The sequence below is a fragment of the Salinimicrobium tongyeongense genome (assembly GCF_026109735.1).
Classification (GTDB): domain Bacteria; phylum Bacteroidota; class Bacteroidia; order Flavobacteriales; family Flavobacteriaceae; genus Salinimicrobium; species Salinimicrobium tongyeongense.
In genome coordinates, this window is record NZ_CP069620.1 from 1,635,351 (window position 1) to 1,662,348 (window position 26,998).

Consider the following 26,998-nt stretch of genomic DNA (forward strand, 5'->3'; position numbering starts at 1 on the left):
TTTTATGCTCGTTATTTTGGTTTAGCTAGAGGTAAAAAGTGACCCCTCCGGCAATAATGCTCATATTCCCTTTAAAAGAAGGAACCGAAGAATCTGTCTCCTGCAAATTCTCATCTTCGAGGCCTTTCAGGAAGTTGTTGAGGCCGTATTGATATTGGGCCCACAACTTTATAGACTCCCATCCACCACTTAATCCTATGGCCAGGTTAAAATTAAAGGTGGATACATTTTCAAGGTCTGTGGCAGTGATGTTATAATTTCCCACGTAGTAAAGCTCCTTGTCCTGCCTGGCCTCAAGCTTGCCATTCACCTGTACTACAGGCCCCGCCTCAATACTAAGGTAATGATCAATAAGTTTGTAGCTCGCAAAGAAGTTTCCCTGCACCCCAATCATGTTGTATTCTATAGGCTTGGTGGCAGCGGTTTCTTCGATCTTTTGACGCCCGTCAATATCTACCCTGAAATCATAAAAATTAATGCCATACACAAACTGCCAGTTGTTGTAAAAAGAAGCACGGGTGGTAAAACCTGCCGTCCAGCTGGTTTTGGAGGTCACCTGCAGCTCATCGGTTATGATATTGAAGTGATTCACCCCGCCCTGCAAGCCTAACCTGTTATACTCCCCGTCCCAGAGCCGTCGTTGTGCCTGGCTGCTAAAACTAAAAAATAGAATTCCTGCAAAGAGAATGACTTTTTTAAGATCCATAGGTATGATTTGAGAAATGAAAGGCTAATGTAGGAGAATATTTTTATATCTTTCGTTAAAATTAACTTACAAGCATGATCTCCACCATCTTAACCGCAGTCTTTATCACTTTCGCTTTCATTGTGCTTTTCTCCGGAATATTTACCGTGAAACAACAAACCGCTGCCCTTATTGAACGCTTCGGAAAATTTCAAAGAATTAGTAACAGTGGCTTGCACTTTAAAGTTCCGGTGATAGACCAGATTTCGGGCAGAATAAACCTGAAGGTACAGCAGCTCGATGTACTGGTAGAGACCAAGACCAAAGATGATGTTTTCGTAAAACTGAAGATCTCTGTGCAGTTCCAGGTGATCTCCACGAGGATCTATGACGCTTTCTATAAACTCGAAAACTCCCACGATCAAATCACCTCTTATGTTTTTGATGTGGTGCGTGCCGAGGTTCCAAAAATGAAACTCGACGACGTCTTTGAGCGCAAAGATGATATCGCTATTGCAGTAAAACGCGAGCTTAACGAAGCTATGGAAGAATACGGTTACGACATCATAAAAACTTTAGTGACCGATATTGACCCCGATGTACAGGTAAAAGCTGCCATGAACCGTATAAATGCTTCGGAAAGGGAAAAAGTCGCAGCCGAATACGAAGCTGAAGCCGAAAGGATCAAGATAGTGGCCAAGGCCAGGGCCGAAGCCGAAAGTAAGCGCCTGCAGGGACAGGGAATTGCCGACCAGCGCAGGGAAATTGCCCGAGGACTCGAAGAAAGTGTGGATGTACTGAACAATGTGGGGATCAACTCGCAGGAAGCATCGGCGCTTATTGTGGTTACCCAACATTACGACACGCTACAGTCTTTGGGTGAGGAAACCCAGAGTAACCTCATTCTCCTGCCCAATTCGCCCCAGGCAGGTAGCGATATGCTCAATAACATGATCGCCTCTTTCACTGCTTCAAACCAGATTGGGGAAGCCATGAAAAAGGAAAACGCACTAAAAGAGAAGAAACGCAAAGAAAAAGAAGAGCGTAAGAAAAGAGAACTTCCGCCACAACCACCGGTTGAAGAAGAAGGCGGAGAAGACACTCCGCAGGAATAAATTACTTGAATTTATCTCCTATAAAACCGAGTACCGAGGTAGCGCCTTTGAGCACATAACGGTTCTTGAGAACGCTGTTGGCAGCGTCTTTTAAAATCCGGCCGGGAGAGAGGCTTTCCTTTGTATGGTTAAAGCTCAAAAGGACTTTCTCCTTATCAATCTCTTTCTGGAGCTTGAGCAGTTTAAGGTCCCGGTCTATTTCTTTAAAGTTTTTATACTCTCTCATTGTCTTTGATTATGATTTCATCGGTTTCAAAGTCCTTCTGAGGAGTAAACTCGTGATGTTCTTTATTTTCAGGCTTCTTTTGAGGCTCCTGGAAGAACTTTTTTGAAGCTCCCGGTAAGATTGCCTTCATAAGTACTTTACTTCCGAAGAAAACGAAGAAAAGGACCAGTAGAAGGTAAAGACCGGCCACTATGAAAAATCCACTGCTGGGGGAATCTATCCAGTTGCTAAGAGCAACAGCAACGGCAATAGAAAGAAACAACACAAAAAACAGTGCAAAAAGAGCTATTGCCACCCCTTTAATTGCGGCAATAGCTCCCTGCATGCTTTTATTAAAGAGGTCAAGTTTGTAATACTCTGCACTGCTGTGTGCAAAAGCCCTGATGTTCTCTTTTAATTCCTGAATGTTATTAGATATTCTTCCAAATGCCATAAACGATTAAACTGCAGCGTTACCTGTTTTCTTATCTCCTTTGGATGCAACGCTTTCATCAAGCTGAGCGTTATCGTCGTTCCCGCCTTTGCGGTCTTTCTGGAACTTGGCATTTTGCTTCTTTAGTTCCTCGAGCTTTGTTTCAAGGCTGCTCAGGATTTCATCGGCTTTATAACTGGCAGAAGACAGTGTTTCTTCCAGCCTCTGCTCAAAATCGGATTTGGCTTTTTTGGCTTTTTGACTGAGATTTGAAGAGGTTTCCTTATATCGCTTGTTCAAATCATCCTGAGTTCTCCTTGCATTTTCTCCAAGTTTTCTCCTGGTTTCCTCTCCACTGTCAGGTGCATATAACATCCCAAGGCCGGCTCCAATTGCTGCCCCGGTTAGCAATGCTAAAAATGTACTTCCTGATTTTGCCATGATATTGTTGATTATTAAGATTAATACTACAACCAAATATAGTTCAATGTAAGCTGTAGCGCTGTTAATAACCGGTTAATATCCAAAATCCAATGCTAAAATATTCTTAATTGGAAATCAGCGTCTTCTAGTTAGAATTCTTACTGCCCCATGAATCCCTTAGTGTTACCGTGCGGTTAAAAACAGGAGCTTCTTTGGTACTTTCCTTATCTACGTTAAAATATCCCAATCTTTGGAACTGGAACCTGTCTCCCGGCTCTGCATCCTTTAAACCTGGCTCAAGGTAGGCCGTAATGGTTTTGAGCGATTCAGGATTGAGAAAATCAAGAAAATCTTTGTCTTTATCGGCATCGGGAGATTCTACAGTGAACAACCTGTCGTAGAGCCTCACTTCAGCTTTAACGGCGTGTTTGGCCGATACCCAGTGCAGGGTTCCCTTTACCTTGCGCATAGACTCTTCGGTACCACTTCCGCTTCGGCTTTTAGGGTCATAGGTACAGTGAATCTCGGTGATCTCACCGGCATCATTCTTCACAACGTTTTCTCCCTTGATAATGTACGCATTTTTCAGCCTTACTTCTTTTCCAAGGCTAAGCCTGAAGAACTTGCGGTTGGCTTCTTCCTTAAAATCTTCCTGTTCAATGAACAATTCCCGTGAGAAAGGCACCTGCCGTCTTCCTGCAGACTCATCTTCAGGGTTGTTTTCGGCTTCCAACCACTCTTCTTCCCCTTCAGGATAGTTGGTGATAACCAGTTTTACGGGGTCAAGTACGGCCATCACTCGGGGCGCAGTCTTGTTGAGATCTTCTCTGATACAGAATTCGAGCAGGGAAACATCAATGATATTTTCCCTTTTTGCGATCCCTATGGTCTCAGCAAATTTCCTTATAGAAGCCGGGGTATAGCCTCTCCTTCTCAAGCCCGAAATGGTGGGCATTCTTGGGTCGTCCCATGATTTCACGATCCCTTTCTCTACCAGGTGAAGCAGTTTTCGCTTGCTCACAATGGTATGGCTAAGATTTCGTCGGGCAAATTCGCGCTGCTTGGGCCTAAAATCTTCGCTAGAACTCACCTTTTCAAGGAACCAGTTATAAAGTTCGCGATGCGGCAAAAATTCGAGCGTACAAAAGGAATGGGATACAGCCTCAATAAAATCACTCTGCCCGTGAGCCCAGTCGTACATTGGATAGATCATCCAGTTGTTACCGGTGCGGTGGTGCTTGCGGTGCAGGGTACGGTACATCACAGGGTCGCGCATCAGCATATTTTTAGCTGCCATATCGATCTTTGCCCTAAGCACGTGCTCGCCCTCTCTGGTCTCCCCGTCTTTCATTTTCTGAAAAAGCTCCAGGTTCTCCTCTACCGAACGATCACGATAGGGGCTGTTTTTTCCGGCCTGGGTAGGTGTTCCTTTTTGCTCTGCAATGGCTTCAGAAGTCTGACTGTCAACATAGGCGTCACCAGATTTGATCATGGCCACGGCCCAGTCGTACAGCTGTTGAAAATAATCGGAAGCATAACACTCCTTTGCCCATTCAAAACCCAGCCACTCTACATCGCGTTTAATCGCATCTACATATTCCTGCTCTTCTTTGATAGGGTTGGTATCGTCAAATCTCAGGTTTACCGGCGCATTGTACTTCTCCCCCAGCCCAAAATTGAGGCAAATAGACGAAGCGTGGCCAATATGAAGATACCCATTGGGTTCGGGCGGAAACCTGAATTGCAGGTCTTCCCTTTTATAATCGTTCTTTAGATCTTCTTCTATGATTTGCTCAATAAAATTGAGGGATCTTTTTTCTTCAGCCATAGTATACAGTTCACTTTAAGGGGAACAAAATTACAGAAAATAAACATCATTTCCGCTCCTGTACCGCCGTGTTCTTAATTGTTGTTATCTTCGCAAAAAATACAATTTTGGGAAGTATAAAACTCAGAAATATCAAAGTTTTCGCCTATCACGGCTGCCTTGAAGAAGAGGGCCAGATTGGCAGTGATTACAGGGTAGACCTTAAGGTTCACGGAGACCTGTCTCTTTCGGCCAAAACCGATGCCCTTAAAGACACCATAGATTACGTTCACCTCAACAAGATCGTGAAAGAAGAAATGGCCATTAGGTCAAAACTGCTGGAAACCGTAGCCGAAAGAATCATCAACCGCGTTCTGGAAGAGCTGCTTATCGTGCAAAAAGTACGGGTAGAGGTTTCAAAGATCAACCCGCCCATAGGTGGTAACGTGGCCATGGTTACGGTGAGAAGGAGTAAAAGCAGGTAATTTTGCAATAATTTTTAAAGCCGGGCAAAAGCATAGGCCTGAAAAAAGAATTTTTATTACATTTGCCTTCCGTAAGAAAAACGGCATCGTGGCCGAGTGGCTAGGCAGAGCTCTGCAAAAGCTTGTACAGCGGTTCGAATCCGCTCGATGCCTCCAAAAAAAGCTCCTTTTTAAGGGGCTTTTTTTTATTCAAAATTTAAAATTCTGGATTCAAAATTCATTTTTAAAACACTAAAGATCCTGCCCGACTCCTTCGGAAGGTCTTGGCTTCTGAAAATGCTATTTTTGGCACCCCACAAAATAAAGCAGCCAGGAGCAGATCTTCCTCTGGTTTTTATCCTGAAAAATTTCTTCGGAAGCTTATAAATCAGCCTTTTGAATAAATATTAAGGATTATTCCTGAAGCTAAAAAGTACTTTTACTTCGGAAGGTATTCAAATTCACACAGGTTCTACTTCCGAAGAAATTTTTACAATCCGTAATATTTTTTAGATCCCAAACCCGGAGGTTTCTGAAATAAAAGGCTTCAAAAATGGCATTTTTGACAGGTATTTTTGCTAATTCGTGTAAAACCTGTACGCAGATATTTCTGAAATTAATTTTTACTCGAAATACTGGATATAAGCACCCGGGGCAGGTGCAATATGGTCAATTTGATCCTGTATTTGCGTCAATTCTTCGGGAACAAGGCCCTGGGCGATCAAAATGATCCCGAAGATCACCAGGATAATGCTTATCACCTTTTTGACGTTGTAGATTCGGTTTGGCGTGAGCTTCCTGTTGAGCTTTTTTGCTGCCAGGATCTTGAAAATGTCAATAAGGAGATAGGTCCCCAGAATTGAGCTGAAGAAAACCGTCATGCGATTGGTTTCCATTTCCATTTTTGGGCCAAAAATGATGATAAGCCCTAACCAGAACCCCAGGACGCCAATGTTGATAAAGTTGAGCAGAAAGCCTTTTGCAGCAAGGCCCAGATAGTCACGTTTATTGAGTTTCTGGATTTCGGGAACTTCTTCGTGCTCAAGCACCCTGCGGTTTTGAACAAATTGTATGATGCCGTAAGTGACCAGAATGCCACCTCCAAAAATAAAAAGAGCCGGATCATCTTTGATCCGGTTCAATAGTTTTGTGGTGCTCAAATAAGCGATTAGCAGAAAGATCATATCGGCACAAATCACTCCCAGATCGAAGGAAATTGCCGCTCTAAAGCCTTTAATAGCCGCAGTTTCCAGGAGCACGAAAAATACCGGCCCCAATAGAAAAGCAAGAAAAAAGCCTAAAGGTACTGCAGCTAATATATCCTGAAACATTCATATCTTTTAGTTTCACAAAGATAGAACTTTAGTTTACTTATAAAATTCTACCGCCCAGGCTGGTTTTTTTGTCGACTTCGGCCGGCCTTCCAAAAATTTCTACGGTGCCGCCAAGTTTTGCGGTGGCCTTCACATAATCTGAAGCATAGACCTCGGCTCTTCCGGCCGTGCCCGACTTAACATCGGTGCTTTGCGTGCGCAGGTTCTTTCCGTAGTAATGACCTCCAGTATTCACTTCCACATCCTGTTCTTCAGCCTTGCCATTAAGCTGAACCTTTCCGCCAGAAATGGCTTTTACATTTACTTTTCCGGCATTTACACGCTCTGCTTTAATATCGGCTGCCTCCTGGCTTCTAAAAGTGAGCTCCCGTCCCTCAATCTCGCCAGAAACTGTGACCAGCGAACCTTCATTTGCATCTACAATGCTTAAGCCTTTAGTGTAAAGAGTGATCTTGGTATTGTTATTTGACCAGATGTTGTCTAAAGACAGCCTAATTTCAAGCCGGTCTTCAACGATCTCGAATTTCACCTCATTTTTGCTGTGGCCGGTAATAACAATCTCATTTTCGGAAGAAGGAATAATCTCAACTTCTACGGCGTTAAAGGTTTTCACTTCAGCAAAATTCCCCAGCTTCTCTTTTACATCTTGTGCAAAAAGCGATAAACTGAAGAAAAGCATGAAAAATGGCAGTACAATTCCTGTTTTAATGTGGGTTCTCAACTTCATCTTTGTTTCCAATTAAATTAAAGTCTAAATGCCTTTTTACAAGATCGGCATTTTTAACAGAGACATAAACTTCGTCACCCAACTGGTAAACCTTTTGGGTATTTCGGCCAACTACAGCGTACTGGTCTGGGTCAAAATCAAAATGATCTTCCCTCATATCGCGTAATCTCACCATGCCTTCACATTTGTTAGACATAATTTCCACATAGATCCCCCACTCGGTGACACCCGAAATAACGCCCAGGAACTCCTCATCATTGTGGTCTTGCATGTATTTTATTTGCATGTACTTGATAGAATCCCGTTCTGCATTGGTTGCCAGGCCTTCCATGTTACTGCTGTGCTGGCATTTAGCTTCGTATTCTTCCTCTGGCACCGATTTTCCATTGTCTAAATAATGCTGAAGCAACCTGTGGGCCATCACATCGGGATACCTCCTTATGGGAGAAGTAAAATGTGAATAATGGCTGAAGGCGAGCCCGTAATGCCCTATATTTTCGGTACTGTAATAGGCTTTGCTCATCGTCCTGATAGTAAGGGTATCTACCAGGTTTTGCTCTTTCTTTCCCTGCACATCCTGCAGCAGGTTATTTAAAGATTGTGAGATTTGTTTCTGGTCGCGCAGGTTGAGTTTATGCCCAAACCTGCTCACCAGCGATTGCAGGGCGGCAAGTTTCTCGTCATCGGGTTCGTCGTGGCAACGGTAAACAAAGGTTTTTTTCGGCTTTTGTTTTCCAATGAATTCGGCTACTTTTTTATTTGCCAATAACATGAATTCCTCAATAAGTTTATTGGCTTCTTTTGAAGTTTTGAAGAACACGCCTACAGGTTCATTTTTGTCGTCAAGCTCAAATTTCACCTCTACCTTGTCAAAAGAGATGGCACCTTGCCTCATTCTCTTTTTCCGCATCACTTCAGCGATCTGGTTCATTTTGAGAACGGCAGTAACTATGGCATCATCGGTCCTATAACTTTCACCGGTAATGGAAATATCGGCAGGAATGTCACCGCCCGTGGTTTCTATGATATACTGGGCTTCTTCGTAGGCAAAACGCGCATCTGAATAAGTCACCGTTCTACCAAACCACTGGTCTTTGACCTCGCCTTTTTCAGTCATCTCAAAGACTGCAGAAAAGGTGTATTTTTCTTCATTTGGCCTCAATGAACAGGCGTTGTTGGAAAGAATTTCAGGTAACATGGGCACTACCCTGTCTACCAGATACACCGATGTTGCCCGGTTAAAGGCTTCTTCATCGAGTATGGTTCCCGGCTGCACGTAATGCGAGACATCAGCAATGTGGATACCAATTTCGTAGTTGCCGTTCTCCAATTGCTGAAAACTAAGGGCATCATCAAAATCTTTGGCATCTTTTGGGTCAATGGTAAAGGTTAAAACTTCACGCATATCCCTTCTTTTCTTGATCTCTTCTTCCTGAATACTGGTATCTATCCCCTGTGCAAAATCTTCAACTTCCTGCGGAAATTCATGCGGAAGCCCGTATTGTGCCAGTATGGAATGTATTTCGGTATGGTGTTCTCCCGGTTTTCCCAGCACCTGTACGATATGGCCAAAAGGAGAATCGGCTTTTTCGGGCCATTCTTCCATTTCAACCACTACCTTATCCCCGTCTTTGGCATCTCCTATTTTGTTCTTCTGAACAAAAATGTCGGTGTACATTTTTGCATCCTGAACAGCCACAAACCCAAAGTTCTCCTGCAGCTGTAAAACCCCTACAAACCTGGTCTTTTTCCGGTTTATGATCGAAGTGATCTCACCTTCAGATTTTTTGTTCCGGCGGCGTTTATAGACGTAGATCTCCACTTCGTCTCCGTCAAAAGCCTTGTTGATATTATTGGAAGGAATAAAAACATCATCATTAAGCTCTTCCACTACCACATACCCACTGCCTTTTGCAGTCATATCGAGTATCCCACGGTAACGGTCTACATTGCTGTTCAATCTGTACCGGCCCCTGTCAACTTCTTCGATCTTCTTCTTGGCAGCAAGCTGGGATAAGGTTCTGATGATCTTATTCCTGTTGGTGGGATCATCAACTCCCATTTTTGCTGCTATTTGTTTGTAGTTAAAATCCTTTCCCGATTCTTTTCGCATGATCCCAAGGATCTTTTGCGTTATACTTTCGAGACTGGCACTTTTATTATTCTTGTATTTCTTTTTACTCATTTCTAAATTTAAGCTATAAAATTAAGCCTTATAATTCACATCTACCTGAATTTATAGCAATTTCAATTCACAAGAGCAGATCATTCACGATAATATAAACTAACGATAAGAAAAAATTAACATTTAAAACTCCATAATCTTAAAAAAATATTAATTTTGTTCGGTATATTATTTACAGGCACACATTAAAAATATATGAGTAAAGCCACCAAAATAACAGTAATTTTTATCCTCATTTTCGTGATTGGTGTACTCACTTTTGTAGCTTCCATAAACCGCACGTTAAATGCGCCTGTTACTGCCTCACTTCCGGTAAGTATTTCTTCTTCCATACATTAGAAAGTAATATCTTTAGTAGCAAGCCACTTGCTATGAATAATTTTGTCACTCTTGCGATCTTTACCTATCGCCACGAATACGCTGTACTCCAGCTTCTCCTTGAGCAGGAGAATATCCAGCACTTCTTTCAGAATGAAACCATGATTGGGGTATTTCCTTTTTATTCCAATGCCCTGGGCGGAATTCAGCTCAAAGTTCACCCCCTGGATGTAGACCGCGCCCGGGAGATCATCAACAGTTTCAATCAGGATCCTGCTCCATTAAAGATCGTTTAGTTGTCAACACTTATAATACTATTTATATTTTCTTTCTTTTTTAAAAAATTAAAATGATGGAGTATTATAGTCTGTTGATATGTAGAATAACTTTTTTTAAAGTTTTTTGGATTTGTAGTTAGGAATACTGAGGTAACAAGTTATGAACAGCAGCAGGTCTGGCTAAGCTCCTGATTATTACATAAACTTTACTTTTTTTTAACAACTGTTCATAATGAAATGTGAATTTAATCATTTAATAACTTTCCCTTAATCTGATGTTCAGAACTGATTTTTGGGTGCTGAAAACTTCGCGGAAAAAAGTGAATTTAAAATTTTCATCTCTCGGGAATTCTTTCATATTCGGTTTTTCCACTAATTATCCAAATTTCGTTTTAATTTTTTCGTCTTCATTTATAAACAAATTATGAACTTTTATAAAGCCTTAGTTTTAAATAGCTTGTAACATTTAATTAACAAAGCCAAAAATAGAAGTTGATAAGTCAAATTTTTACCTTTGTGGCTCATCAAACCTGCCTCTTATGAAAATATCTATTGGAAATGATCACGCCGGTACCACTTATAAAACTGCTGTTGTTGATTATCTCAAATCAAGAAATATTGAAGTGATCAACCACGGAACAGATTCCGAAGAAAGTGTAGATTACCCCGATTTTGTTCATCCCGTAGCCCGCGATGTAGAGGATAAAAAAGCCGATTTTGGGATCATTATATGTGGAAGCGGGAACGGGGCAAATATGACGGCAAACAAGCACCAGTCGGTTCGCTCGGCACTTTGCTGGATCAAGGAGATCGCGGCTTTGGCCAGGGAACACAACAACGCGAATATTTTGAGCATCCCGGCGCGTTACACCTCAAAAGAACAGGCTGTTGAGATGGTGCAGGTTTTTCTTGATACCGAATTTGCCGGAGGCCGTCACAGCCGTCGTGTTGAAAAGATCGCCTGTAAATAATGGAAGTAAAAATTGCCACTTTTGAAGACCTGGATATACATATACTATATCAAATTCTGCAGCTCAGGTCTGAAGTTTTTGTGGTGGAACAAAATTGTGCCTACCAGGACATAGACGGAAAAGATCAAAAGGCCCTGCACGTGCTGGGTTTTGATGGAAACGTCCTGGTAGCCTATACCCGGCTCTTTGCCCCCGGAATTTACTTTGAAGAGGCCGCCATTGGCCGTGTGCTGGTCAAAGAAACCCACCGAGGAAAAAACTTTGCCCATCAAATTCTAGAAGCTTCCATAAAAGCTATTGAAGAACGGTACAGCACCCGAAAGATCAAATTATCGGCGCAGACTTACCTTACAAAATTCTACGAAAATCACGGTTTTCAACAAATTGGGGAAGGATATCTCGAAGACGGCATCCCCCATATTGGCATGCTCAAGAATTAACCTTTCAGAATGTTTTGATATTGAGCCTTATCCTGAAGAATTTCCTTCGCTTTTAAGATCTCGGGGTTTTTCTTCACGTAATATTCGTAAAGACCTTCCTTGTAGAAATACCTTTTTATGATCTCTTCGGAAAGCAGGCTCATAATTTCGGCTTTTTTGAGGTTTAAAGCCTGTTCTTTGGAATTTGAAATTGCCTCTTTTATACTTTTCAACTCTCCCGAAAGATTTTGTTGATAACCTTCTTTTTCTGCCGCGGCCACTACGTCTTCCAGTTCTTTTTCTGTGGCTGTCTGGTACTCAAATCCGGTGGATTTTAAATAATCCTTGAAATCGGAATAGTCTTTTTCTGTAAAGCTGAATTCTTCAGGCGTGTCCAGCTTATGGGTATAGTAATAATTTGTAGCGTAGTCAAAAATGGCATTTTTGAGCAGGAGTGCGTTGGTGATATCACTAAATTCCGAAGTTTCCAGTTTTATATCGGGTAAAATACCGCCGCCGTCATAGACCTTTCTGCCATTTCGGGTTTTAAATTCGTTATAATCTTTAGCCGAATAGCGCAAGGCATTTCCCTCTTCGTCTCGGTGACGGTAATCGAGTGCCTGAATACAGCGGCCGCTTGGCGTGTAATACCTCGAGATAGTTACTTTTAACTGGGTGCCATAAGTGAGGTCTTTTGGGCGCTGTACCAGGCCTTTCCCAAAGCTCCTGGCCCCCAGGATCACCGCGCGGTCTAAATCCTGAAGAGAACCTGCCACGATCTCGCTGGCAGAGGCACTTCGGCCGTTTATCAACACGGCCAGCGGAATTCTGGTATCTATAGCTTTCCGGGTTGTTGAAAAGGTTTGGTTATACTTTTCAACTGCCGATTTTGTACTGGTGATCAACTCGCCCTGTGGCACAAAAATATTGGTTACGTTGATAGCTTCAGAAAGCAATCCGCCGGGATTGCCCCGCAGGTCAAGAATGATCTTTTCTGCCCCCTGCTCTTTAAGCTCCCGCAAAGCCTCGGCAGTTTCGGCCGAAGCATTCCGGTTAAATTGGGAAAGCACGATATAGCCGGTATTACCTTCCAGCAGTTTGTAAAAGGGTACAGCTTTGATCTCAACGGCACCACGGGTAAGGCTGGTGGTCTTTATTTCTCCTCGGCGTTTAAAAGTGAGTGCAACTTTAGAATTTGGAGCGCCTTTAAGCAGTTCTCCCGCATCTTCGCTAAAATTTTCAACAGCGATATTACCAATCTTAATAATCTCATCTCCGGCTTTTAAACCGGCTTTATCGGCAGGATAATTTTTATAGGGCTCTAAAATGACAATTTTATCGGCTTTTATACCCACCGTGGCACCAATGCCGGTGTATTCTCCCGCATTGTCTATCCTTGCCGCCTGTACTTCCTGTTCATTCCAGTAATGGGTGTAGGGGTCAAGGTCTTCGAGCATCGCGTTAATGGCGGTATCCATGAGGGCTGCAGGATTGGTCTCATCAACATAGTTCATGTTGAGTTCTTTGAACAGCGTGGTAAAGATCTCGAGCTGTTTGGCGATCTCAAAGAAATCTGATTTATAACTTACAGTAGTAAATAACAGCACCGGAAGGGCTGCAAAAAATGCAATTTTAGAGAGGGTCTTTTTCATGTTCCTTGGCTTTTTCCTGCGCCACAAATCTTTTCAACACTTCTTCGCCGTTGCGCAGTAAATCTTTATAACTCCATATTTCACGGCCGGTGTAAATTAGCATTATGGCATAATTTTCGGCTAAATTACTGGAAACAAGATACTTATTTTTTCTAAAAACCTCCCGCATCAGCCGTTTTATTTTAACCCTGTCTACCGCCCGCTTAAAGTTCCTCTTTGAAACCGAAACCCCCACTTTATTCACTTTTTCTGAAGGGTTTTCAAGCGGAGTGTAAATTAATAGCAGGGGATATTTTTTGACCGACCGGCCTTCAGCAAAAAGTTTATCAATAATAACTTTGCTCTTTAATTTCTCCTTCTTTCCGAAGCTTTCATCCATGAGGTAAAATTATTCATTTATAAATAAGTATTGATAAAGAATCTTGCCGGCCAAACTCATAAAATAAAAAAGAGGCTTTTAAAAGCCTCTTTTTCTTTAACCTGTATATATTTCAGGTGTATTTTAATTCTGAATGTCATTCTCTTCAGTTGTAAAAAATACCTGTCAAAAATGCCATTTTTGAAACCTTTTACTGCTGAGGTTTGGGGTAAAGGTTGTTATTCCTGTTCACATCGGCCATCATCTGGCTGCTGTCGATCTCGATAGAAGAAACTTCAGATTTTGGCTTGTTCAGCGTAAAAGAATAGGTAGGATAAGCCCACGCCCAGTCTTTTTTGGTCTGGTTTTCATCAAAACCCGGTTTTTCCCAGCGCATCATTTGCAACGGAATATAAATTTCTTCGGAAGTACCGTCGTTATAGGTCACTTGCAGCTCAACAGGCATGGGCATTTCACCATTTCTAATGAGCACAACCCTGGTTTGATCGCCCTCTTCTTCTACCGCCTGAATGGCGTAGTCAATAACGTTTGTAGTGCGCGTCCAGTCGGTTAAATACCAGTCGAGCTCTGCACCCGAAACTTTTTCGGCTACCCTAATAAAGTCATTGGGCGTTGGATGCTTAAATTTCCACTCATCGTAGTACCTTTTTAAGGTCTTTTGAAGGTTTTCTTCACCAATTACATAACCCAGCTGCGAGAGGAATACAGAGCCTTTTGAATAGGCTGTGGCACCGTAAGCCGCGTTATAGGTATAACGGTCGGCATGGGTGGTTTGCGGCTGTTCTGCACCCGAAGTTGCAAGGCGGGTATAGCTTCTGTAAGAGCCTGTAAAAGGGTTTTCCTGGTTCTGGTCCATTACTTCGTTCATGGCAAGGTCTGAAATGTAGCTGGTAAAACCTTCATCCATCCACTCGTGCTTGCTCTCGTTGGTGGCCAGCAGGTGCTGGAACCAGGCGTGGGCAAGTTCGTGAGCGGTCACGCCCACGAGGCTTCCAAAATTCCTTTCCCCGGTGATAAGGGTAAGCATGGCATATTCCATTCCGCCATCTCCTCCCTGGATCACAGAGTACTGTGGCCAGGGGTAAGGCCCTATGTGCTCGTTAAAGTACAAAAGGAGTTCTTCGGTCTTTGGCTGCAGGTTCTTCCAGTTTTCCTTTATTTCAGGCTTGTTCTTGTAGAGAAAGTGCAGCACGGTACCATCGGCGGCGGTTCTTTTATCGTGAATGTATTCAGGATCGGCAGCCCAGGCGAAATCGAGCACATCTTCTGCAATAAAGTGCCAGGTGAGCTTATCGCCCCTTTTCCTTTTCACTTTTACACCCTCATCTTCGTAGCCATAGCCAATTTCATTGGCATTTTGAAGGATTCCCGAAGCACCAAGAATGTAATCTTTATCAATATTGATCTTTACATCGTAATCTCCCCATACACCGTGCCATTCACGACCAATGTAAGGATCGGCATGCCAGCCTTCAAAGTCGTATTCGGCCATTTTAGGGAACCATTGCACCATAGAAAGAGCCACACCTTCACTGCTGTTCCTACCGGCCCTACGGATTTGTTCGGGAACCTGGCCCGCAAACTTCAGCGAGAAATTCACGCTTTCTCCCGGCAAAATAGGCTCGGCAAGTTCTACTTCTAAAACCGTTCCCACCTCTTCAAACTGAAGAGACTTCCCGTTCATGCTAAGGGTGTTGACCCGCAGGTAACCCTGTTGTTGGGGGGTGAGACTGGCAATCCTGCTTCCCACACGCGGATCTGGATCTGCTATGGTTCGCGAACGTATATCCATTTCACTGCCCGGCTGAAATGCGTTGTAAAAAAGGTGGTAAAAAACCCTTTTTAGCGTATCGGGAGAGTTGTTGGTATATTCGAGTTCCTGCTCCCCGGTGTACTGGAAGTTGTCAACATTCATGTCGACATTCATTTTATAGTTGGCTTCCTGTTGCCAGTAAGAGGTGTTGTTCTGGGCAGTTACTGCCAGGCATGATAAAAATGCCAGTGTTAATATTCCTTTCTTCATACTTACTTATTTAGACATTTTATCGGCCAGGATAAGCGCGTTATAAAGGTTCGCCATTTTTCCTGAAGTTGATAATTGATTGAATTTCATGGTATTTGACGGGTCTCCCCCAATAATTACAGTAGCATTACTGGTTAGGCCGCTGTCCATGATCACTTTTTTAACCTGATCATCGGTCAATTTTGGATAGAAAGAACGTATCACGGCTGCAACACCGGCTACTGCAGGTGCTGCCATAGAAGTTCCCTGCAGGTACTCATACTCGTTATTTGGCGTGGTAGACCAGATCTTTGTTCCTGGTGCAAATACATCAACATTGGTCTTACCATAGTTAGAGAACCCTGCAATAAGGCCAGATCCATATTCATAATTGAGAGCTCCTACAGTAAGGAAGTTATCTGCAATCTCACTAGGATTCTCAGGATCCTGATCGTTTGGATATACCGCATTTTCGTCAAGGTTTATTCCTTCATTTCCGGCGGCGTTCACAATAAGCACATCATTATCATCGGCGTACTTTATAGCATCTCTTACCCACTGCGGGTGGGTAGAGAAATATTTTCCGAAGCTGGTGTTAATAATACTGGCACCGTTATCTACAGCATAGCGAATGGCAAGGGCAATATCTTTATCGTACTCATCTCCATCGGGCACTGCTCTAAGCACCATGATCTCCACGTTATTGGCCACCCCGTTAAGACCAAGGTTGTTATCTCTTTCGGCAGCAATAATACCTGCCACGTGAGTACCGTGTTTAAGGTCTTCTTTATCGGGAGTTGGTCCCATCACGTTAGCATTTCCGTAGTTGGTATCGGTGATATCATCAACATCATCGCCTACTATGGCGCGGGCGTTAAGGTCAAGGTTGAAGTGGGAAGAAAGCCTGCCGTCAAAGTAATCTATAGCCTCCTTAAGCTGTGAAATTGCATCGGGGATAGAACCTTCAACATTGCTCATTACCTGACTTAAAAAACCTTTGTACTGCTGCATTTCTTCGGAAGTTGCTTCCATATTTCTCAACTCTTCCAAAGTATAATCTTCTTTGCCTATTTTGGCAGAAACCGCCTCATGAGAAACCTGTAGCTGTTGCACAATACCTTCGTACTGGTTCTTCATGCCAAGGGTTTCGTTGTACTCTTTATCATATTCGGCTTTTGCACGCTGATAAAGCTCAAATTCTTCCTGATTTTCGGGTTTTACAGCACCTGCAGGTATACTGCTGTACTTGGGTTTCAGTTTTTTGTAGATGCGGGTGTATTCAAGGTTCTCTTCTACTGCATCTCCAAGAAAATTCCAGCCGTGCATGTCATCAACATACCCGTTGTTATCGTCATCGCGATTGTTGTTGGGCTTTTCATCTTCATTGGTCCAAATTACGCCGTCAAGATCTTCGTGTTCAATATCAACACCACTGTCAATAACAGCTACAATGACTTTTTTTCCTTTGTTGTTCTTGATGATCTCGTTATACGCTCTTTGCACGCTCATCCCGGGAATGGTATCTGAAACAAGATCGGCACCACCCCAACCTTTTAGCTCCACATCGGTAAGTTCAGAAACTTTGAGAGGGTTTTCATCAATATTCTCAATGGGGGTAGAGACAATTGTGGGAGCCGAGCTGCCACATGATGCCAGTACAGCGGCCATTCCGGCTGCCATCAAAGGCCTGTAAATAGGGATCTTCATAATGTTCTAATTAAATATTTCGTTAAATGTATATACTTCGTCTAATCGTACTCCTTTTTCGGTTTCTTTCACCTTTATCACCTTGTTGTGGGCATCGTGTTCCAGGAAAAGATAAAAATCTTCTTTGGCAGCCCTTTCCAGAAATGTCTTTTTTTCGGGAAGTGTAAGCAAGGGCCGGGTATCATATCCCATCACAAAAGGCAGGGGAATGTGACCCGCAGTGGGTAAAAGATCGGCCATAAAGACCAAGGTCTTATCCTGATATTTAATATGAGGGATCATCTGCTTATCGGTATGACCATCTACAAAAAGAATTCCAAAATCAAGTTCAGAATTATCCTGATATGCTCCGCCCTGCCTTTCAACGAATTTTAACTGGCCGCTCTCTTCCATGGGAAGTATGTTCTCCTTCAGAAAAGAAGCCTTTTCACGGGCATTGGGTTGGGTTGCCCATTGCCAGTGTTCTTTATTGGTCCAGAAAGTGGCATTTTTAAAGGCCGGTTCATAACCGCTGCGGTCTTTGTTCCACTGAATGCTTCCGCCGCAATGGTCAAAATGCAGGTGCGTCATAAAGACATCGGTGACATCATCTCTTGAAAAGCCGTGTTTTTTAAGGGATTTGTCAATGTTGTCATCTCCCCAGAGATAGTAATAACCAAAGAATTTCTCGCTTTGCTTATCGCCCATTCCGGTATCAATAAGAATGAGGCGCTCACCATCCTCAATGAGCATGCAGGTGGCGGCGATATCAATCATGTTATTTGCGTCGGCCGGGTTGGTCTTATTCCAGATAGATTTTGGTACCACACCAAACATGGCACCTCCATCCAGCTTAAAATTACCGGCTTCAATAGGATATATTTTCATGAATTTTTAGGTGATTTTATAGTTCCTCAATAAATTCACCGTAAATATATTATTTTTTCACCGGGACTTATGGTGTCGTGGAAGTGGAAAGGTCTTTTGTGCCCTTCAGCATTTACGATAAGTATAGGCAGAAAATCCTTTTGTTGCTTCTTTTGTTCCTTTATCCATTGCCGGGTAGACATTTCTTCTTCCACCAGAATTTCCTGCTCGCTGGCATTGTTGGAACTTAACTTATAGGTCCACGGATCTAGTTTTGTCTTTGCAGCAAACATGGAGGAAGCATCTATCCTGTCCAGCAGGTCAACGCCCGCACCAGATTCTTTTGGATCCATGAGCACGATCTTCTTCGGAATATAGAAGGAATCGTTGGCCAGTTGTGCTGCCAGCAGGTTGATCTCGCTGTTGGCAGTGAGGGCAATAAAAGTGCCCTTGTCAATGGCATGTGCCTGTTCCATGGTCTCTTCTTTCAGTATATTCCCAAAAATGGCATTTAGGCCTTCTTTTTTTGCGAGCTCTACCATATCGCGGTTGGAGTCTACAAGGGTCACGTCATTATCTTCAGCCAGGTGTTTGGCCAGATGTATTCCCAGCGGATTTGCCCCAAGGATGAGAAAGCCTTTCCGGGATTCCTGGTGAATGAGTTCGCCGCGGTTCTTGAGCCACTTTGTGGTCCATGTAAGGAAAACCGGAACCGTGAGGGTGGTGAAAATGGCCATAAAGACGAGGATAGAGAAGATTTCAGCAGAAATAATCCCCATCTCGAGGCCAATTCCGGCAATGATGATTTCTACCGCGCCCCTGCCGTTCATCCCGGTTCCCACAGCCAGGCCTTCACGCCAGCCGTAGCCACTGGGCAGGTAGAACAAAGCAGTTCCTCCAATTTTTCCAATCATGGCGACCAGGGTTACCGCTATGAGCATCCAGAGGTCGGTTTGAAAAATGTCGAGCGTCACGTTAAATCCTGCGGAAACAAAGAAAATGGGTGCTAAAAATCCGATTGAAACATCGTGAAAAATATCGTTGATCTCTTTTGAAATCTGCCTGTTAAAAACACCGTCGCGTATGAAAAGTCCGGCCATAAAAGCCCCTAAAATGCTGTGTAAGCCGGCCAGCTCTGCAAGTTCGGCAAATCCGAAAACGATAATCAAGATTAGGGTAAAATGCAGGGTTCGGTCTTTGATCTTTGCACGGCTAAGGGTTTTTCCCAGCAGTGGCAGGAGATAAATACCCCCCACAGCAGTAAGAATAAAGAATAAGATGGCTTTTCCTGCCACCCAGGTAAGGCCAAGGGCATCAACATTCCCCACATCTACAAAACTCATCAACCCGGCAAAAATGATAAGGGCGAGGGTGTCTGAAATAAGCGCACCGGCCATGAGCACATAGGCTATTCGGGTGTTGAGCAGCTTCAGGTCTACCAGGATCCGGCTTTTTGTGGCCAGAGAGGTCACCCCTACTGCAATAGCCACAAAGAGGGCGGCCATTTGAGTTCCGTCAAAGAGGATAATGGTGTAGTAACCCAGCCCAAACGGAACAACAAAGCCGCCAATAGCGGCCAAAAGCCCCGGCCATGAAGCTTTTCCGAGGTCCCTGAAATTAATTTCCATGCCTATGTACACCATGAGCAGGATGATACCTACTTCGGCCAGGATGCTTATCATTTCAGAAGTTTCAAGCATTCCTAGAACCGCCGGCCCTAAAATAATCCCTATCACCAGTTCTCCTAAAATGGCGGGATAACCCAGTCTTTTTGCAGCGGCGCCACCCACCCATGCTCCGGCGAGGATAATTAGGAGATTTAAAATGTTGAATTCTTCCATAAGCCAGTATTTTAGTGTGGGTTCAAATCAATAAAAAGGGGCTTCCAGTTTTGAAGCTGTGTGATTTTCTAAAAAATCACTTAAAAATAGCATTTTTTGCAGGAATTATATTTTAAGAGTGACAATATCTACTACATTTAAATCCTTTACTGGTAATATATGAACAAATTTCTCGAGTTAGTAAAGCACGAATTTGAATTGCCCTTATCCAACCCGGTGCTGGTCTTTTCGCTTATCCTGCTTATCATCCTCATTTCTCCTATCGTGCTGCGGCGCCTCAATATCCCCGGCATTATTATCCTTATTATTTCGGGGATCGTGATTGGGCCTTACGGTGCCGGGATCCTAGAGCAAAACGCGGCTATAGACCTTTTTTCGACCATAGGATTGCTTTACATCATGTTCATTGCGGGTCTTGAACTCGACATGAACCAGTTCAAGGCTAACAGGAACAAGAGCTTTCTTTTCGGATTTTTCACTTTTATCATTCCCCTCGGAATTGGTTTTCCTGTCTGTTATTTTTTGCTGAATTACGATTTCAATGCCAGTTTTTTAACGGCGAGTATGTTTGCGACCCACACCCTGCTCACCTACCCCATTGTGAGTAAACTGAAGGTGTCAAAAAATGAAGCTGTGGCCATTACCGTTGGGGGCACCATACTTACAGATACCGCTGTACTCATTGTACTGGCGGTAATCATGGGAAACCATGAAGGCACACTTAATGCGGCCTTCTGGCAGCGCCTGGGAATTTCGCTGGCTATATTTTCGGCTATTATGTTCCTTCTTGTGCCCCGAATTGCAAAATGGTTCTTCACAAGCATGGAAAATGAAAAGCATTCGCACTACATTTTTGTACTTACCGTGGTGTTTATTTCGGCATTTTTAGCAGAGCTGGCGGGGGTTGAACCCATAATTGGGGCATTCCTGGCAGGTTTGGCGTTAAACCGGCTAATCCCTCATTCTTCTGCGCTTATGAACAGGGTGGAATTCATCGGGAATTCCTTGTTCATCCCTTTTTTCCTGATTAGTGTGGGGATGCTCGTAGACATTAGTGTGATCTTTACCGGGCCAACGGCTTTGATCGTGGCAGGAACCTTAACTGTAGTGGCCGTTTTTGGGAAATGGCTTGCTTCCCTTTTTACGCAGCTCATTTTTAAATATTCCGAAGCCCAGCGAAAAGTGATCTTTGGGTTGAGCAGCGGACATGCAGCGGCGACCCTGGCCGTGATCATTGTTGGTTTTAACGCCGGAATTATAGATGAAAATATCTTAAACGGAACCGTGATCCTTATCCTGGCCACCTCTATAGTTGCCACCCTGGCTACCCAAAGGGCTGCTTTTAAATTGAAAAATGAATCTGAAAAAGACCTGTCAAAAGAGGTAAAAAATGCCGAAGCTTTTAAAAATGAAACTATTTTACTCCCTATTGCCAATATCCTGAATTTTGACAAGCTGCTTGAATTTGCCATTCTCATCAAGGATAAGGCTTCTCCCAATCCCATTTCTATACTTTCGGTAGTTCCGAATAATGCTGAAGCCGAGATCAACATCGCCCGGGCTACCGGTAAACTTGAAGATTTCGTTTCTCAGGCCTCTGCCGCCGAAGCTGAAGTGACCATACATGCCACCATAGATCAAAATGTGGCACAGGGAATTGCCAGAAAGGCGCGGGAAATCATCGCCGATCTTGTCATTTTTGGATGGCCTTCAGAAAAAGGGCTTATGGATAAGCTTATAGGCAAAAAGATGGAGCGCATTATCGCTGCCAACAATAAAACTTCTTTCATCACCCACTTCAGCAGGCCTTTGGCAACCCATAAACGGCTGTTTTTAATCGTTCCGGCCCTTGCCGAAGAGGAAGAGGGTTTCCCTTTATGGGTGAGTAAGATTGAAGTGCTCTCCAAAGAACTTAGTGTACCGGTGGTGATCAACTGCAACGGAGTGTCAAAAAAGGCATTTTTAGAGCAGTTTAAAAAGCTGAAGAGCGATTCGCCGGTGACCTATAAGATCTTTCAGGAATGGAACGATTTTCTCATTTTGGGCAGGGATATGCAGGAAGAGGATATAGTGGTGCTTATTTCGGCCAGAAAAGGTTCAAAATCGTTTCAGAATGTACTAAGGGGTATTCCTGTCAAGCTCGAAAAATACTTCTTTGACAAGAGCCGGATCATTATCTATCCTTAATTTCTTCCGAAGTAATAAGATGTAGTATTAGAGAGAGATTCTGCTGTTAACCCATAAAAAGTTAACTTTAGGCCTAAATTTGATTAAAAATTACACATGTTAGAACTTGCAGGCTTAGTTATCCTGGGAATACTGGCGCAGTGGGTTGCCTGGAAAACCAAGACCCCGGCAATACTTCCGCTTATACTTATTGGCCTTTTTGTAGGCCCTGTTTCCACTTTACTTTCTGATGACGGTACCAAATGGCTGGAACCTATCTGGAACGGGGAAGAAGGTGTTTTTCCCGGCGAAAGCTTATTTTATTTCGTTTCGCTGGCCATTGCCGTAATTCTTTTTGAAGGAGGCCTTACCCTAAGGCGGGGCGAGGTGGGAAATATTGGCCCGGTTATCGTGAAACTCATAAGTGTGGGGGTTGTGGTTACCTTTTTTGGTGCCGGCCTTGCAGCTCATTTTATTTACGGGTTCTCGTGGCAAATCTCTTTCCTGTTTTCGTCGCTTATTATTGTTACAGGCCCTACGGTTATAGCACCTATTCTTCGGAATATTCCTCTTAAGACCCATGTTTCTTCCATCCTGAAATGGGAAGGGATTTTGATTGATCCCATTGGAGCACTCATTGCTGTATTGATGTACGAATTTATACGCGTTGAAGGCGGGCAGGATTTTACGATCACCGCACTTACCGAGTTTGGGAAGATCATCCTGTTCGGGTTTACTTTCGGGTTTACTTTTGCCCATATCCTGGCCCTGCTCATAAAACGGAATGTGATTCCTCATTACCTGCTCAATGTTTTCACACTGGCCACGGTGCTCGGGGTTTTTGTACTGGCCGATACTTTTGCCCATGAGAGCGGACTTTTAGCCGTGGTGGTCATGGGAATGGTGATGGGAAACAAAAACCTGCCAAACATCAAGGAGCTCTTGTATTTCAAAGAGTCCCTGAGTGTCCTGCTTATTTCGATCCTGTTCATCCTTTTGGCGGCAAACATTGAAATATCTGATCTGTTGCTTATCTACAACTGGAAAGCTGCCATGTTATTTGGTGCCATAGTCTTTATTGTGAGGCCCGTTGGGGTGATTTTAAGCTCCCTTGGATCTAACCTCAAAGCCAATGAGATCGCTTTTATCAGCTGGGTTGGTCCCCGCGGGATCGTTGCTGCGGGTATTGCTTCCCTCTTTGGCCTTAAACTTGCCAGGGAAGGCGTACCTGGAGCCGAGTACATCACGCCGCTGGTCTTTATGGTGGTACTACTTTCTGTACTGCTCAACGCTACAACCGCCCGCATTTTTGCCAAACTGGTTGGGGTTTTTGTAAAAGATGCCGAAGGAATTCTCATTATTGGAGCTTCATCTGTCTCCAGGCTCATTGGCAAGTACCTGCAGGATAATAAACGCCACGTGGTGCTCATGGATAACAATGCCGACAATGTTATGAAGGCTAAAGACCTGGGCCTCGATGCCATTGCCGGAAGTGTTTATGAAGATGACCTTTTTAACAACATTGAGCTCAACGACGTGGGTTACCTTATGGCGATGACGGGGAACAGTGATATTAATAAAACGGCGATCAATAAATTTACCAGTCAGTACGGTGAAAAAGGTTCTTTCAGGCTTATTTCTTCTGATGAAATGAATGACCCGGAGACAAATCCTTCCGAAGGTCTATTCTCGCATACCGATGATTATATCAAGTTGACCGAAGTTGCCAGGAGCCATCCTACCATACACGAGGTGGTGCTTAATAGCAGGGCGCATTACGAAGGATTGCTGGAAATCTCAAAGACCGATCCCGATATAATTCCGCTGTTCGTAAAGACCGATACCGGCGAGTTGAAAATAATCCCATCTCACAGTTCAGAAGTAGAGATTAGCAGCGGGTACCAGCTTGTATACCTGGGTAAGAAGATCAAGAAGGAGGAAGAAGAACAGGAAGAGAATTATGAAGAGACCGTAGAAAAGCTGGAGGGTGAAGATTAATCTTTACTGATCTCTTCCAGAAGTTCATCTGTAAGTTCCAGGTTGTGGTAGACATCCTGAACATCTTCATCTTCTTCAAATTTTTCGGCTAACTCTAAAATTTTGGCGGCTTCTTTTACCGGTAACTCCACGGTGTTTAAGGGAATCCTCTGGAGGCCGGCGTTTTTGGGCTCCACCTCCAGTTCTTCCAGTTTGGAATTCATGCTGCCAAAATCTGTAAAATCGGTATAAGCGTAGATAAGGTTCTCTTCTTTTTCGATACTGGTGGCACCTCCTTCTATGAGTTCGAGTTCAAATTTTTCCATGTCCATGGGAATATCTTCTTTTGCTATGCTGAAGACCCCTTTGCGATCAAACAAAAACTCGAGTGATCCGTTGGTGCCAAGGCTGCCGCCGTTCTTTGAGAAAATTGACCTCACCGAAGAAACCGTGCGATTGGTATTATCTGTAGTGCATTCAATGAAAAAGGCAATTCCGTTGGGGCCATAACCTTCAAAGGTGACCAGTTCGTAATTATCGGCCTCTGCCCCACTGGCTTTTTTAATAGCGCGTTCAATGGTGTCTTTGGGCATGTTCACCCCTTTGGCGTTTGAAATGGCATTACGCAGCGCAGGATTCGCTTCAGGATCTGCTCCTCCCCCGGTTTTCACTGCTACACTTATATCTTTTATAGCCCTGGTAAATTGTTTTGCACGCTTTTTATCCTGAGCTCCTTTCCGGTGTTTGATATTCGCCCATTTGCTATGTCCGGCCATATTAGTTCCTAGTTAATTGTTAATAGTGGTGGCTAACAAATTTAAAAAAAATGATACCGGGGTCAAATGGGATAAAGGAGAGGAAAGAGCAAAGAAAAAAACCTTTCAAAAATGTCATTTTTGACACCTCACAATCTTGAATCTTGGTTTTTCCCGCCGAATTCGCAGTTTTCTGCAGAATACTTTTGTCATTCTGAACGCAGCGCAGTATAGAATCTCTTTTAAATCAGAATATAGAATATAGAACAGAGAAAAAAGACTTTTCAAAATGCCTTTTTTGAGGCTTATTTTAATTTGGGAAGAAAAGTTTCAGTTCCATAACAAAAACATGCCTCGATTTGGCTCGGGGTGACTTTAAATAAGCATTAATGAATTTTAAGGTGAAGGCATTCAAGACATAAAAAAACGCCCGAAGATTCGGGCGCATACAATATGAAATTTTAAATTTTGAATGTTGAACTTTGAATTGATCTAATCGTTCAACTTCAGCACCGCCATAAAAGCTTCCTGCGGAATTTCGACGTTTCCAACCTGGCGCATTCTTTTCTTACCTTTTTTCTGCTTTTCGAGAAGTTTTCTTTTTCGGGAAATATCTCCTCCGTAACATTTTGCGGTAACATCTTTTCTAAGGGCTTTCACTGTTTCACGGGCAATGATCTTGGCGCCAATAGCGGCCTGTATAGGGATGTCGAACTGTTGCCTCGGGATCAACTCCTTGAGCTTTTCACACATTTTCTTCCCAATATCATAGGCATTGTCTACGTGCAACAGGGCCGAAAGTGCATCCACAACATTACCGTTAAGCAGTACGTCTACCTTCACGAGCTTTGAAGCGCGCATTCCAATAGGAGAATAGTCAAAAGAAGCATAACCTTTAGAAACCGTTTTTAGCCTGTCATAGAAGTCAAATACAATTTCGGCGAGCGGCATGTCAAAAGACAGCTCCACACGATCTGTGGTAAGATAGGTCTGGTTGGTAATTTGTCCGCGTTTTTCGATACATAAAGACATTACAGGGCCAACAAAATCGGCTTTGGTGATGATGGTGGCTTTAATGTATGGTTCTTCTACCCTGTCAAGGCTTGAAGGCTCGGGCAGGTCTGAAGGGTTGTTTACCAGGATCACCTGGTCTTTGTTCTTATGGGTATAGGCGTGGTAGGAAACGTTTGGAACCGTAGTAATGACGGTCATATCAAATTCCCGCTCCAGGCGTTCCTGAATGATCTCCAGGTGAAGCATTCCGAGGAAACCACAACGGAAACCAAAGCCCAGTGCCGCTGAACTTTCGGGCGTGAAGACCAGGGAAGCATCGTTGAGCTGAAGTTTTTCCATAGAAGCACGCAGGTCTTCGTAATCTTCGGTATCTACAGGATAGATTCCGGCGAAAACCATGGGTTTTACGTCCTCAAATCCCGGAACTGCTTCAGTCGTGGGGTTTTTAGCATCGGTGATGGTATCACCCACTTTCACCTCTTTGGCTTCTTTGATTCCGGTGATGAGGTAGCCCACATCTCCCGTTTTAATCTCCTGTCTCGGGAATTGTTTCAGCCTTAAAGTGCCTACTTCATCGGCAAAGTAATCTTTATTTGTAGCGACAAATTTAATGTTTTGCCCCTTTTTTATAGATCCGTTAATTACTCTGAAATAAGTCTCCACACCGCGGAAAGGGTTATAGACCGAGTCAAAAATAAGTGCTCTTAAAGGAGCATCTACCTTGCCCGATGGCGGCGGAATGCGTTCAATAATGGCAGCGAGGATTTCAGCAATTCCCAGTCCGGTCTTTGCACTGGCGGGAATAACATCGGAAGGGTCACACCCCAGGAGGTCAACAATATCATCGGTAACTTCTTCGGGGTTTGCACTTGGCAGGTCTACCTTGTTCAAAACAGGAATAATCTCCAGGTCATTTTCCAGCGCCAGGTAAAGGTTTGAAATTGTTTGCGCCTGGATGCTCTGTGCTGCATCAACTACGAGTAACGCACCTTCACAGGCAGCGATAGACCGGGAAACCTCGTAAGAGAAATCTACGTGGCCGGGAGTGTCAATAAGGTTGAGAATATACTGCTCGCCCTTATAGGTATAATCCATTTGAATTGCGTGGCTCTTAATGGTAATTCCCCTTTCTCGCTCCAAATCCATACTGTCCAGCAGCTGTTCCTGCTTTTCCCTGTCGGTCACAGATCCTGTGGAATCTAACAAGCGATCGGCCAGAGTACTTTTTCCGTGGTCAATGTGGGCAATAATGCAAAAATTCCGAATGTTCTTCATATATCAATTTCAACAAAGTT

General features: G+C 43.6%; 24 protein-coding genes and 1 tRNA gene. 9 read left to right on the forward strand and 16 right to left on the reverse strand.

Features of this window, described 5'->3' with window-relative positions; genetic code table 11:
• Positions 1-25: 25 nt before the first annotated feature.
• Positions 26-706, reverse strand: a complete 681-nt coding sequence (locus JRG66_RS07305) for an outer membrane beta-barrel protein (protein ID WP_265165260.1) — start codon at positions 704-706, stop codon at positions 26-28.
• Positions 707-780: 74 nt separating this feature from the next.
• Between JRG66_RS07305 and JRG66_RS07310 the strand changes: the two genes are divergently transcribed.
• Positions 781-1,800 (forward strand): SPFH domain-containing protein, encoded by a 1,020-nt coding sequence (locus JRG66_RS07310; protein ID WP_265165261.1) that lies wholly within the window; start codon positions 781-783, stop codon positions 1,798-1,800.
• 1 nt (position 1,801) lies between these two features.
• Here JRG66_RS07310 and JRG66_RS07315 read toward each other — a convergent pair whose 3' ends face one another.
• The 4 genes from JRG66_RS07315 to JRG66_RS07330 form a co-directional block, all read right to left on the reverse strand.
• On the reverse strand, positions 1,802-2,026 hold the full coding sequence (locus JRG66_RS07315) for a DUF6327 family protein (RefSeq protein ID WP_265165262.1): 225 nt from the start codon (positions 2,024-2,026) through the stop codon (positions 1,802-1,804).
• Positions 2,013-2,459, reverse strand: a complete 447-nt coding sequence (locus tag JRG66_RS07320) for a phage holin family protein (RefSeq protein ID WP_265165263.1) — start codon at positions 2,457-2,459, stop codon at positions 2,013-2,015. The genes JRG66_RS07315 and JRG66_RS07320 overlap by 14 nt, the downstream gene beginning before the upstream one ends.
• Positions 2,460-2,465: 6 nt before the next feature.
• A complete protein-coding gene (locus JRG66_RS07325) occupies positions 2,466-2,879 on the reverse strand; it encodes a YtxH domain-containing protein (RefSeq protein WP_265165265.1) in 414 nt (137 codons plus the stop codon).
• A gap of 127 nt (positions 2,880-3,006) precedes the next feature.
• Positions 3,007-4,689, reverse strand: coding sequence for a glutamine--tRNA ligase/YqeY domain fusion protein (locus tag JRG66_RS07330; RefSeq protein WP_265165267.1), 1,683 nt, complete (start codon positions 4,687-4,689; stop codon positions 3,007-3,009).
• A 107-nt stretch (positions 4,690-4,796) separates the two neighbouring features.
• Between JRG66_RS07330 and folB the strand changes: the two genes are divergently transcribed.
• Both folB and JRG66_RS07340 read left to right on the forward strand, forming a co-directional pair.
• Positions 4,797-5,153, forward strand: a complete 357-nt coding sequence (gene folB, locus JRG66_RS07335; RefSeq protein ID WP_265165269.1) for a dihydroneopterin aldolase — start codon at positions 4,797-4,799, stop codon at positions 5,151-5,153.
• A gap of 82 nt (positions 5,154-5,235) precedes the next feature.
• A tRNA-Cys gene (locus JRG66_RS07340) sits at positions 5,236-5,309 on the forward strand.
• Positions 5,310-5,755: 446 nt separating this feature from the next.
• Here JRG66_RS07340 and JRG66_RS07345 read toward each other — a convergent pair.
• Genes JRG66_RS07345 through rnr form a run of 3 tightly spaced genes read right to left on the reverse strand, consistent with a single transcriptional unit; the run spans position 5,756 to position 9,378 of the window.
• Positions 5,756-6,463: a LysE family translocator gene (locus JRG66_RS07345; protein WP_265165270.1), complete on the reverse strand. Its 708-nt coding sequence runs from the start codon at positions 6,461-6,463 to the stop codon at positions 5,756-5,758.
• A 40-nt stretch (positions 6,464-6,503) separates the two neighbouring features.
• Positions 6,504-7,193: a head GIN domain-containing protein gene (locus JRG66_RS07350; protein ID WP_265165272.1), complete on the reverse strand. Its 690-nt coding sequence runs from the start codon at positions 7,191-7,193 to the stop codon at positions 6,504-6,506.
• Positions 7,171-9,378, reverse strand: a complete 2,208-nt coding sequence (gene rnr, locus JRG66_RS07355) for a ribonuclease R (protein WP_265165273.1) — start codon at positions 9,376-9,378, stop codon at positions 7,171-7,173. The genes JRG66_RS07350 and rnr overlap by 23 nt, the downstream gene beginning before the upstream one ends.
• 195 nt (positions 9,379-9,573) lie before the next feature.
• On the opposite strand from rnr, the gene JRG66_RS07360 reads away from it, so the two are divergent.
• From JRG66_RS07360 to JRG66_RS07375, 4 genes are all read left to right on the forward strand, one after another.
• Complete coding sequence (locus JRG66_RS07360; protein WP_265165274.1) at positions 9,574-9,717, forward strand: hypothetical protein; 144 nt, start codon at positions 9,574-9,576, stop codon at positions 9,715-9,717.
• Between the two features lie 32 nt (positions 9,718-9,749).
• Positions 9,750-9,992, forward strand: a complete 243-nt coding sequence (locus JRG66_RS07365) for a putative signal transducing protein (RefSeq protein WP_265165275.1) — start codon at positions 9,750-9,752, stop codon at positions 9,990-9,992.
• Positions 9,993-10,513: 521 nt separating this feature from the next.
• A complete protein-coding gene (rpiB, locus tag JRG66_RS07370) occupies positions 10,514-10,945 on the forward strand; it encodes a ribose 5-phosphate isomerase B (RefSeq protein ID WP_265165276.1) in 432 nt (143 codons plus the stop codon).
• Positions 10,945-11,385: a GNAT family N-acetyltransferase gene (locus JRG66_RS07375; RefSeq protein WP_265165277.1), complete on the forward strand. Its 441-nt coding sequence runs from the start codon at positions 10,945-10,947 to the stop codon at positions 11,383-11,385. The genes rpiB and JRG66_RS07375 overlap by 1 nt, the downstream gene beginning before the upstream one ends.
• Here the strand turns inward: JRG66_RS07375 and JRG66_RS07380 are convergent.
• From JRG66_RS07380 to JRG66_RS07405, 6 genes are all read right to left on the reverse strand, one after another.
• Positions 11,382-13,016 (reverse strand): S41 family peptidase, encoded by a 1,635-nt coding sequence (locus tag JRG66_RS07380; RefSeq protein WP_265165278.1) that lies wholly within the window; start codon positions 13,014-13,016, stop codon positions 11,382-11,384. The two genes, JRG66_RS07375 and JRG66_RS07380, sit on opposite strands and share 4 nt — an antisense overlap.
• Positions 12,997-13,395, reverse strand: a complete 399-nt coding sequence (gene rnpA / locus JRG66_RS07385) for a ribonuclease P protein component (RefSeq protein ID WP_265165280.1) — start codon at positions 13,393-13,395, stop codon at positions 12,997-12,999. Before rnpA ends, JRG66_RS07380 begins: the two co-directional genes overlap by 20 nt.
• Before the next feature lie 190 nt (positions 13,396-13,585).
• Complete coding sequence (locus tag JRG66_RS07390; protein WP_265165281.1) at positions 13,586-15,418, reverse strand: M1 family metallopeptidase; 1,833 nt, start codon at positions 15,416-15,418, stop codon at positions 13,586-13,588.
• Between the two features lie 6 nt (positions 15,419-15,424).
• Positions 15,425-17,104, reverse strand: a complete 1,680-nt coding sequence (locus JRG66_RS07395; protein ID WP_265165283.1) for a S8 family serine peptidase — start codon at positions 17,102-17,104, stop codon at positions 15,425-15,427.
• Between the two features lie 6 nt (positions 17,105-17,110).
• On the reverse strand, positions 17,111-17,971 hold the full coding sequence (locus tag JRG66_RS07400; RefSeq protein ID WP_265165285.1) for an MBL fold metallo-hydrolase: 861 nt from the start codon (positions 17,969-17,971) through the stop codon (positions 17,111-17,113).
• 35 nt (positions 17,972-18,006) lie between these two features.
• The gene (locus tag JRG66_RS07405) at positions 18,007-19,791 is read right to left on the reverse strand and encodes a cation:proton antiporter (protein WP_265165286.1); all 1,785 of its coding nucleotides are present in this window, start codon (positions 19,789-19,791) and stop codon (positions 18,007-18,009) included.
• A gap of 159 nt (positions 19,792-19,950) precedes the next feature.
• On the opposite strand from JRG66_RS07405, the gene JRG66_RS07410 reads away from it, so the two are divergent.
• The gene (locus JRG66_RS07410; RefSeq protein WP_265165288.1) at positions 19,951-21,978 is read left to right on the forward strand and encodes a cation:proton antiporter; all 2,028 of its coding nucleotides are present in this window, start codon (positions 19,951-19,953) and stop codon (positions 21,976-21,978) included.
• 96 nt (positions 21,979-22,074) lie between these two features.
• Positions 22,075-23,955: a cation:proton antiporter gene (locus JRG66_RS07415; protein WP_265165289.1), complete on the forward strand. Its 1,881-nt coding sequence runs from the start codon at positions 22,075-22,077 to the stop codon at positions 23,953-23,955.
• Here JRG66_RS07415 and JRG66_RS07420 read toward each other — a convergent pair.
• Positions 23,952-24,710 (reverse strand): YebC/PmpR family DNA-binding transcriptional regulator, encoded by a 759-nt coding sequence (locus JRG66_RS07420; RefSeq protein ID WP_265165290.1) that lies wholly within the window; start codon positions 24,708-24,710, stop codon positions 23,952-23,954. The two genes, JRG66_RS07415 and JRG66_RS07420, sit on opposite strands and share 4 nt — an antisense overlap.
• A 471-nt stretch (positions 24,711-25,181) precedes the next feature.
• Positions 25,182-26,978, reverse strand: a complete 1,797-nt coding sequence (gene lepA, locus JRG66_RS07425) for a translation elongation factor 4 (protein WP_265165291.1) — start codon at positions 26,976-26,978, stop codon at positions 25,182-25,184.
• Positions 26,979-26,998: the final 20 nt, after the last annotated feature.

What these genes read in the sequence shown, in the direction of transcription:
- JRG66_RS07305 (WP_265165260.1), bottom strand. Translation starts at nt 706, where the DNA reads ATGGATCTTAAAAAAGTCATTCTCTTTGCAGGAATTCTATTTTTTAGT.
- JRG66_RS07310 (WP_265165261.1), top strand. Translation starts at nt 781, where the DNA reads ATGATCTCCACCATCTTAACCGCAGTCTTTATCACTTTCGCTTTCATT.
- JRG66_RS07315 (WP_265165262.1), bottom strand. Translation starts at nt 2,026, where the DNA reads ATGAGAGAGTATAAAAACTTTAAAGAAATAGACCGGGACCTTAAACTG.
- JRG66_RS07320 (WP_265165263.1), bottom strand. Translation starts at nt 2,459, where the DNA reads ATGGCATTTGGAAGAATATCTAATAACATTCAGGAATTAAAAGAGAAC.
- JRG66_RS07325 (WP_265165265.1), bottom strand. Translation starts at nt 2,879, where the DNA reads ATGGCAAAATCAGGAAGTACATTTTTAGCATTGCTAACCGGGGCAGCA.
- JRG66_RS07330 (WP_265165267.1), bottom strand. Translation starts at nt 4,689, where the DNA reads ATGGCTGAAGAAAAAAGATCCCTCAATTTTATTGAGCAAATCATAGAA.
- JRG66_RS07345 (WP_265165270.1), bottom strand. Translation starts at nt 6,463, where the DNA reads ATGTTTCAGGATATATTAGCTGCAGTACCTTTAGGCTTTTTTCTTGCT.
- JRG66_RS07350 (WP_265165272.1), bottom strand. Translation starts at nt 7,193, where the DNA reads ATGAAGTTGAGAACCCACATTAAAACAGGAATTGTACTGCCATTTTTC.
- rnr (WP_265165273.1), bottom strand. Translation starts at nt 9,378, where the DNA reads ATGAGTAAAAAGAAATACAAGAATAATAAAAGTGCCAGTCTCGAAAGT.
- JRG66_RS07360 (WP_265165274.1), top strand. Translation starts at nt 9,574, where the DNA reads ATGAGTAAAGCCACCAAAATAACAGTAATTTTTATCCTCATTTTCGTG.
- JRG66_RS07365 (WP_265165275.1), top strand. Translation starts at nt 9,750, where the DNA reads ATGAATAATTTTGTCACTCTTGCGATCTTTACCTATCGCCACGAATAC.
- rpiB (WP_265165276.1), top strand. Translation starts at nt 10,514, where the DNA reads ATGAAAATATCTATTGGAAATGATCACGCCGGTACCACTTATAAAACT.
- JRG66_RS07375 (WP_265165277.1), top strand. Translation starts at nt 10,945, where the DNA reads ATGGAAGTAAAAATTGCCACTTTTGAAGACCTGGATATACATATACTA.
- JRG66_RS07380 (WP_265165278.1), bottom strand. Translation starts at nt 13,016, where the DNA reads ATGAAAAAGACCCTCTCTAAAATTGCATTTTTTGCAGCCCTTCCGGTG.
- rnpA (WP_265165280.1), bottom strand. Translation starts at nt 13,395, where the DNA reads ATGGATGAAAGCTTCGGAAAGAAGGAGAAATTAAAGAGCAAAGTTATT.
- JRG66_RS07390 (WP_265165281.1), bottom strand. Translation starts at nt 15,418, where the DNA reads ATGAAGAAAGGAATATTAACACTGGCATTTTTATCATGCCTGGCAGTA.
- JRG66_RS07395 (WP_265165283.1), bottom strand. Translation starts at nt 17,104, where the DNA reads ATGAAGATCCCTATTTACAGGCCTTTGATGGCAGCCGGAATGGCCGCT.
- JRG66_RS07400 (WP_265165285.1), bottom strand. Translation starts at nt 17,971, where the DNA reads ATGAAAATATATCCTATTGAAGCCGGTAATTTTAAGCTGGATGGAGGT.
- JRG66_RS07405 (WP_265165286.1), bottom strand. Translation starts at nt 19,791, where the DNA reads ATGGAAGAATTCAACATTTTAAATCTCCTAATTATCCTCGCCGGAGCA.
- JRG66_RS07410 (WP_265165288.1), top strand. Translation starts at nt 19,951, where the DNA reads ATGAACAAATTTCTCGAGTTAGTAAAGCACGAATTTGAATTGCCCTTA.
- JRG66_RS07415 (WP_265165289.1), top strand. Translation starts at nt 22,075, where the DNA reads ATGTTAGAACTTGCAGGCTTAGTTATCCTGGGAATACTGGCGCAGTGG.
- JRG66_RS07420 (WP_265165290.1), bottom strand. Translation starts at nt 24,710, where the DNA reads ATGGCCGGACATAGCAAATGGGCGAATATCAAACACCGGAAAGGAGCT.
- lepA (WP_265165291.1), bottom strand. Translation starts at nt 26,978, where the DNA reads ATGAAGAACATTCGGAATTTTTGCATTATTGCCCACATTGACCACGGA.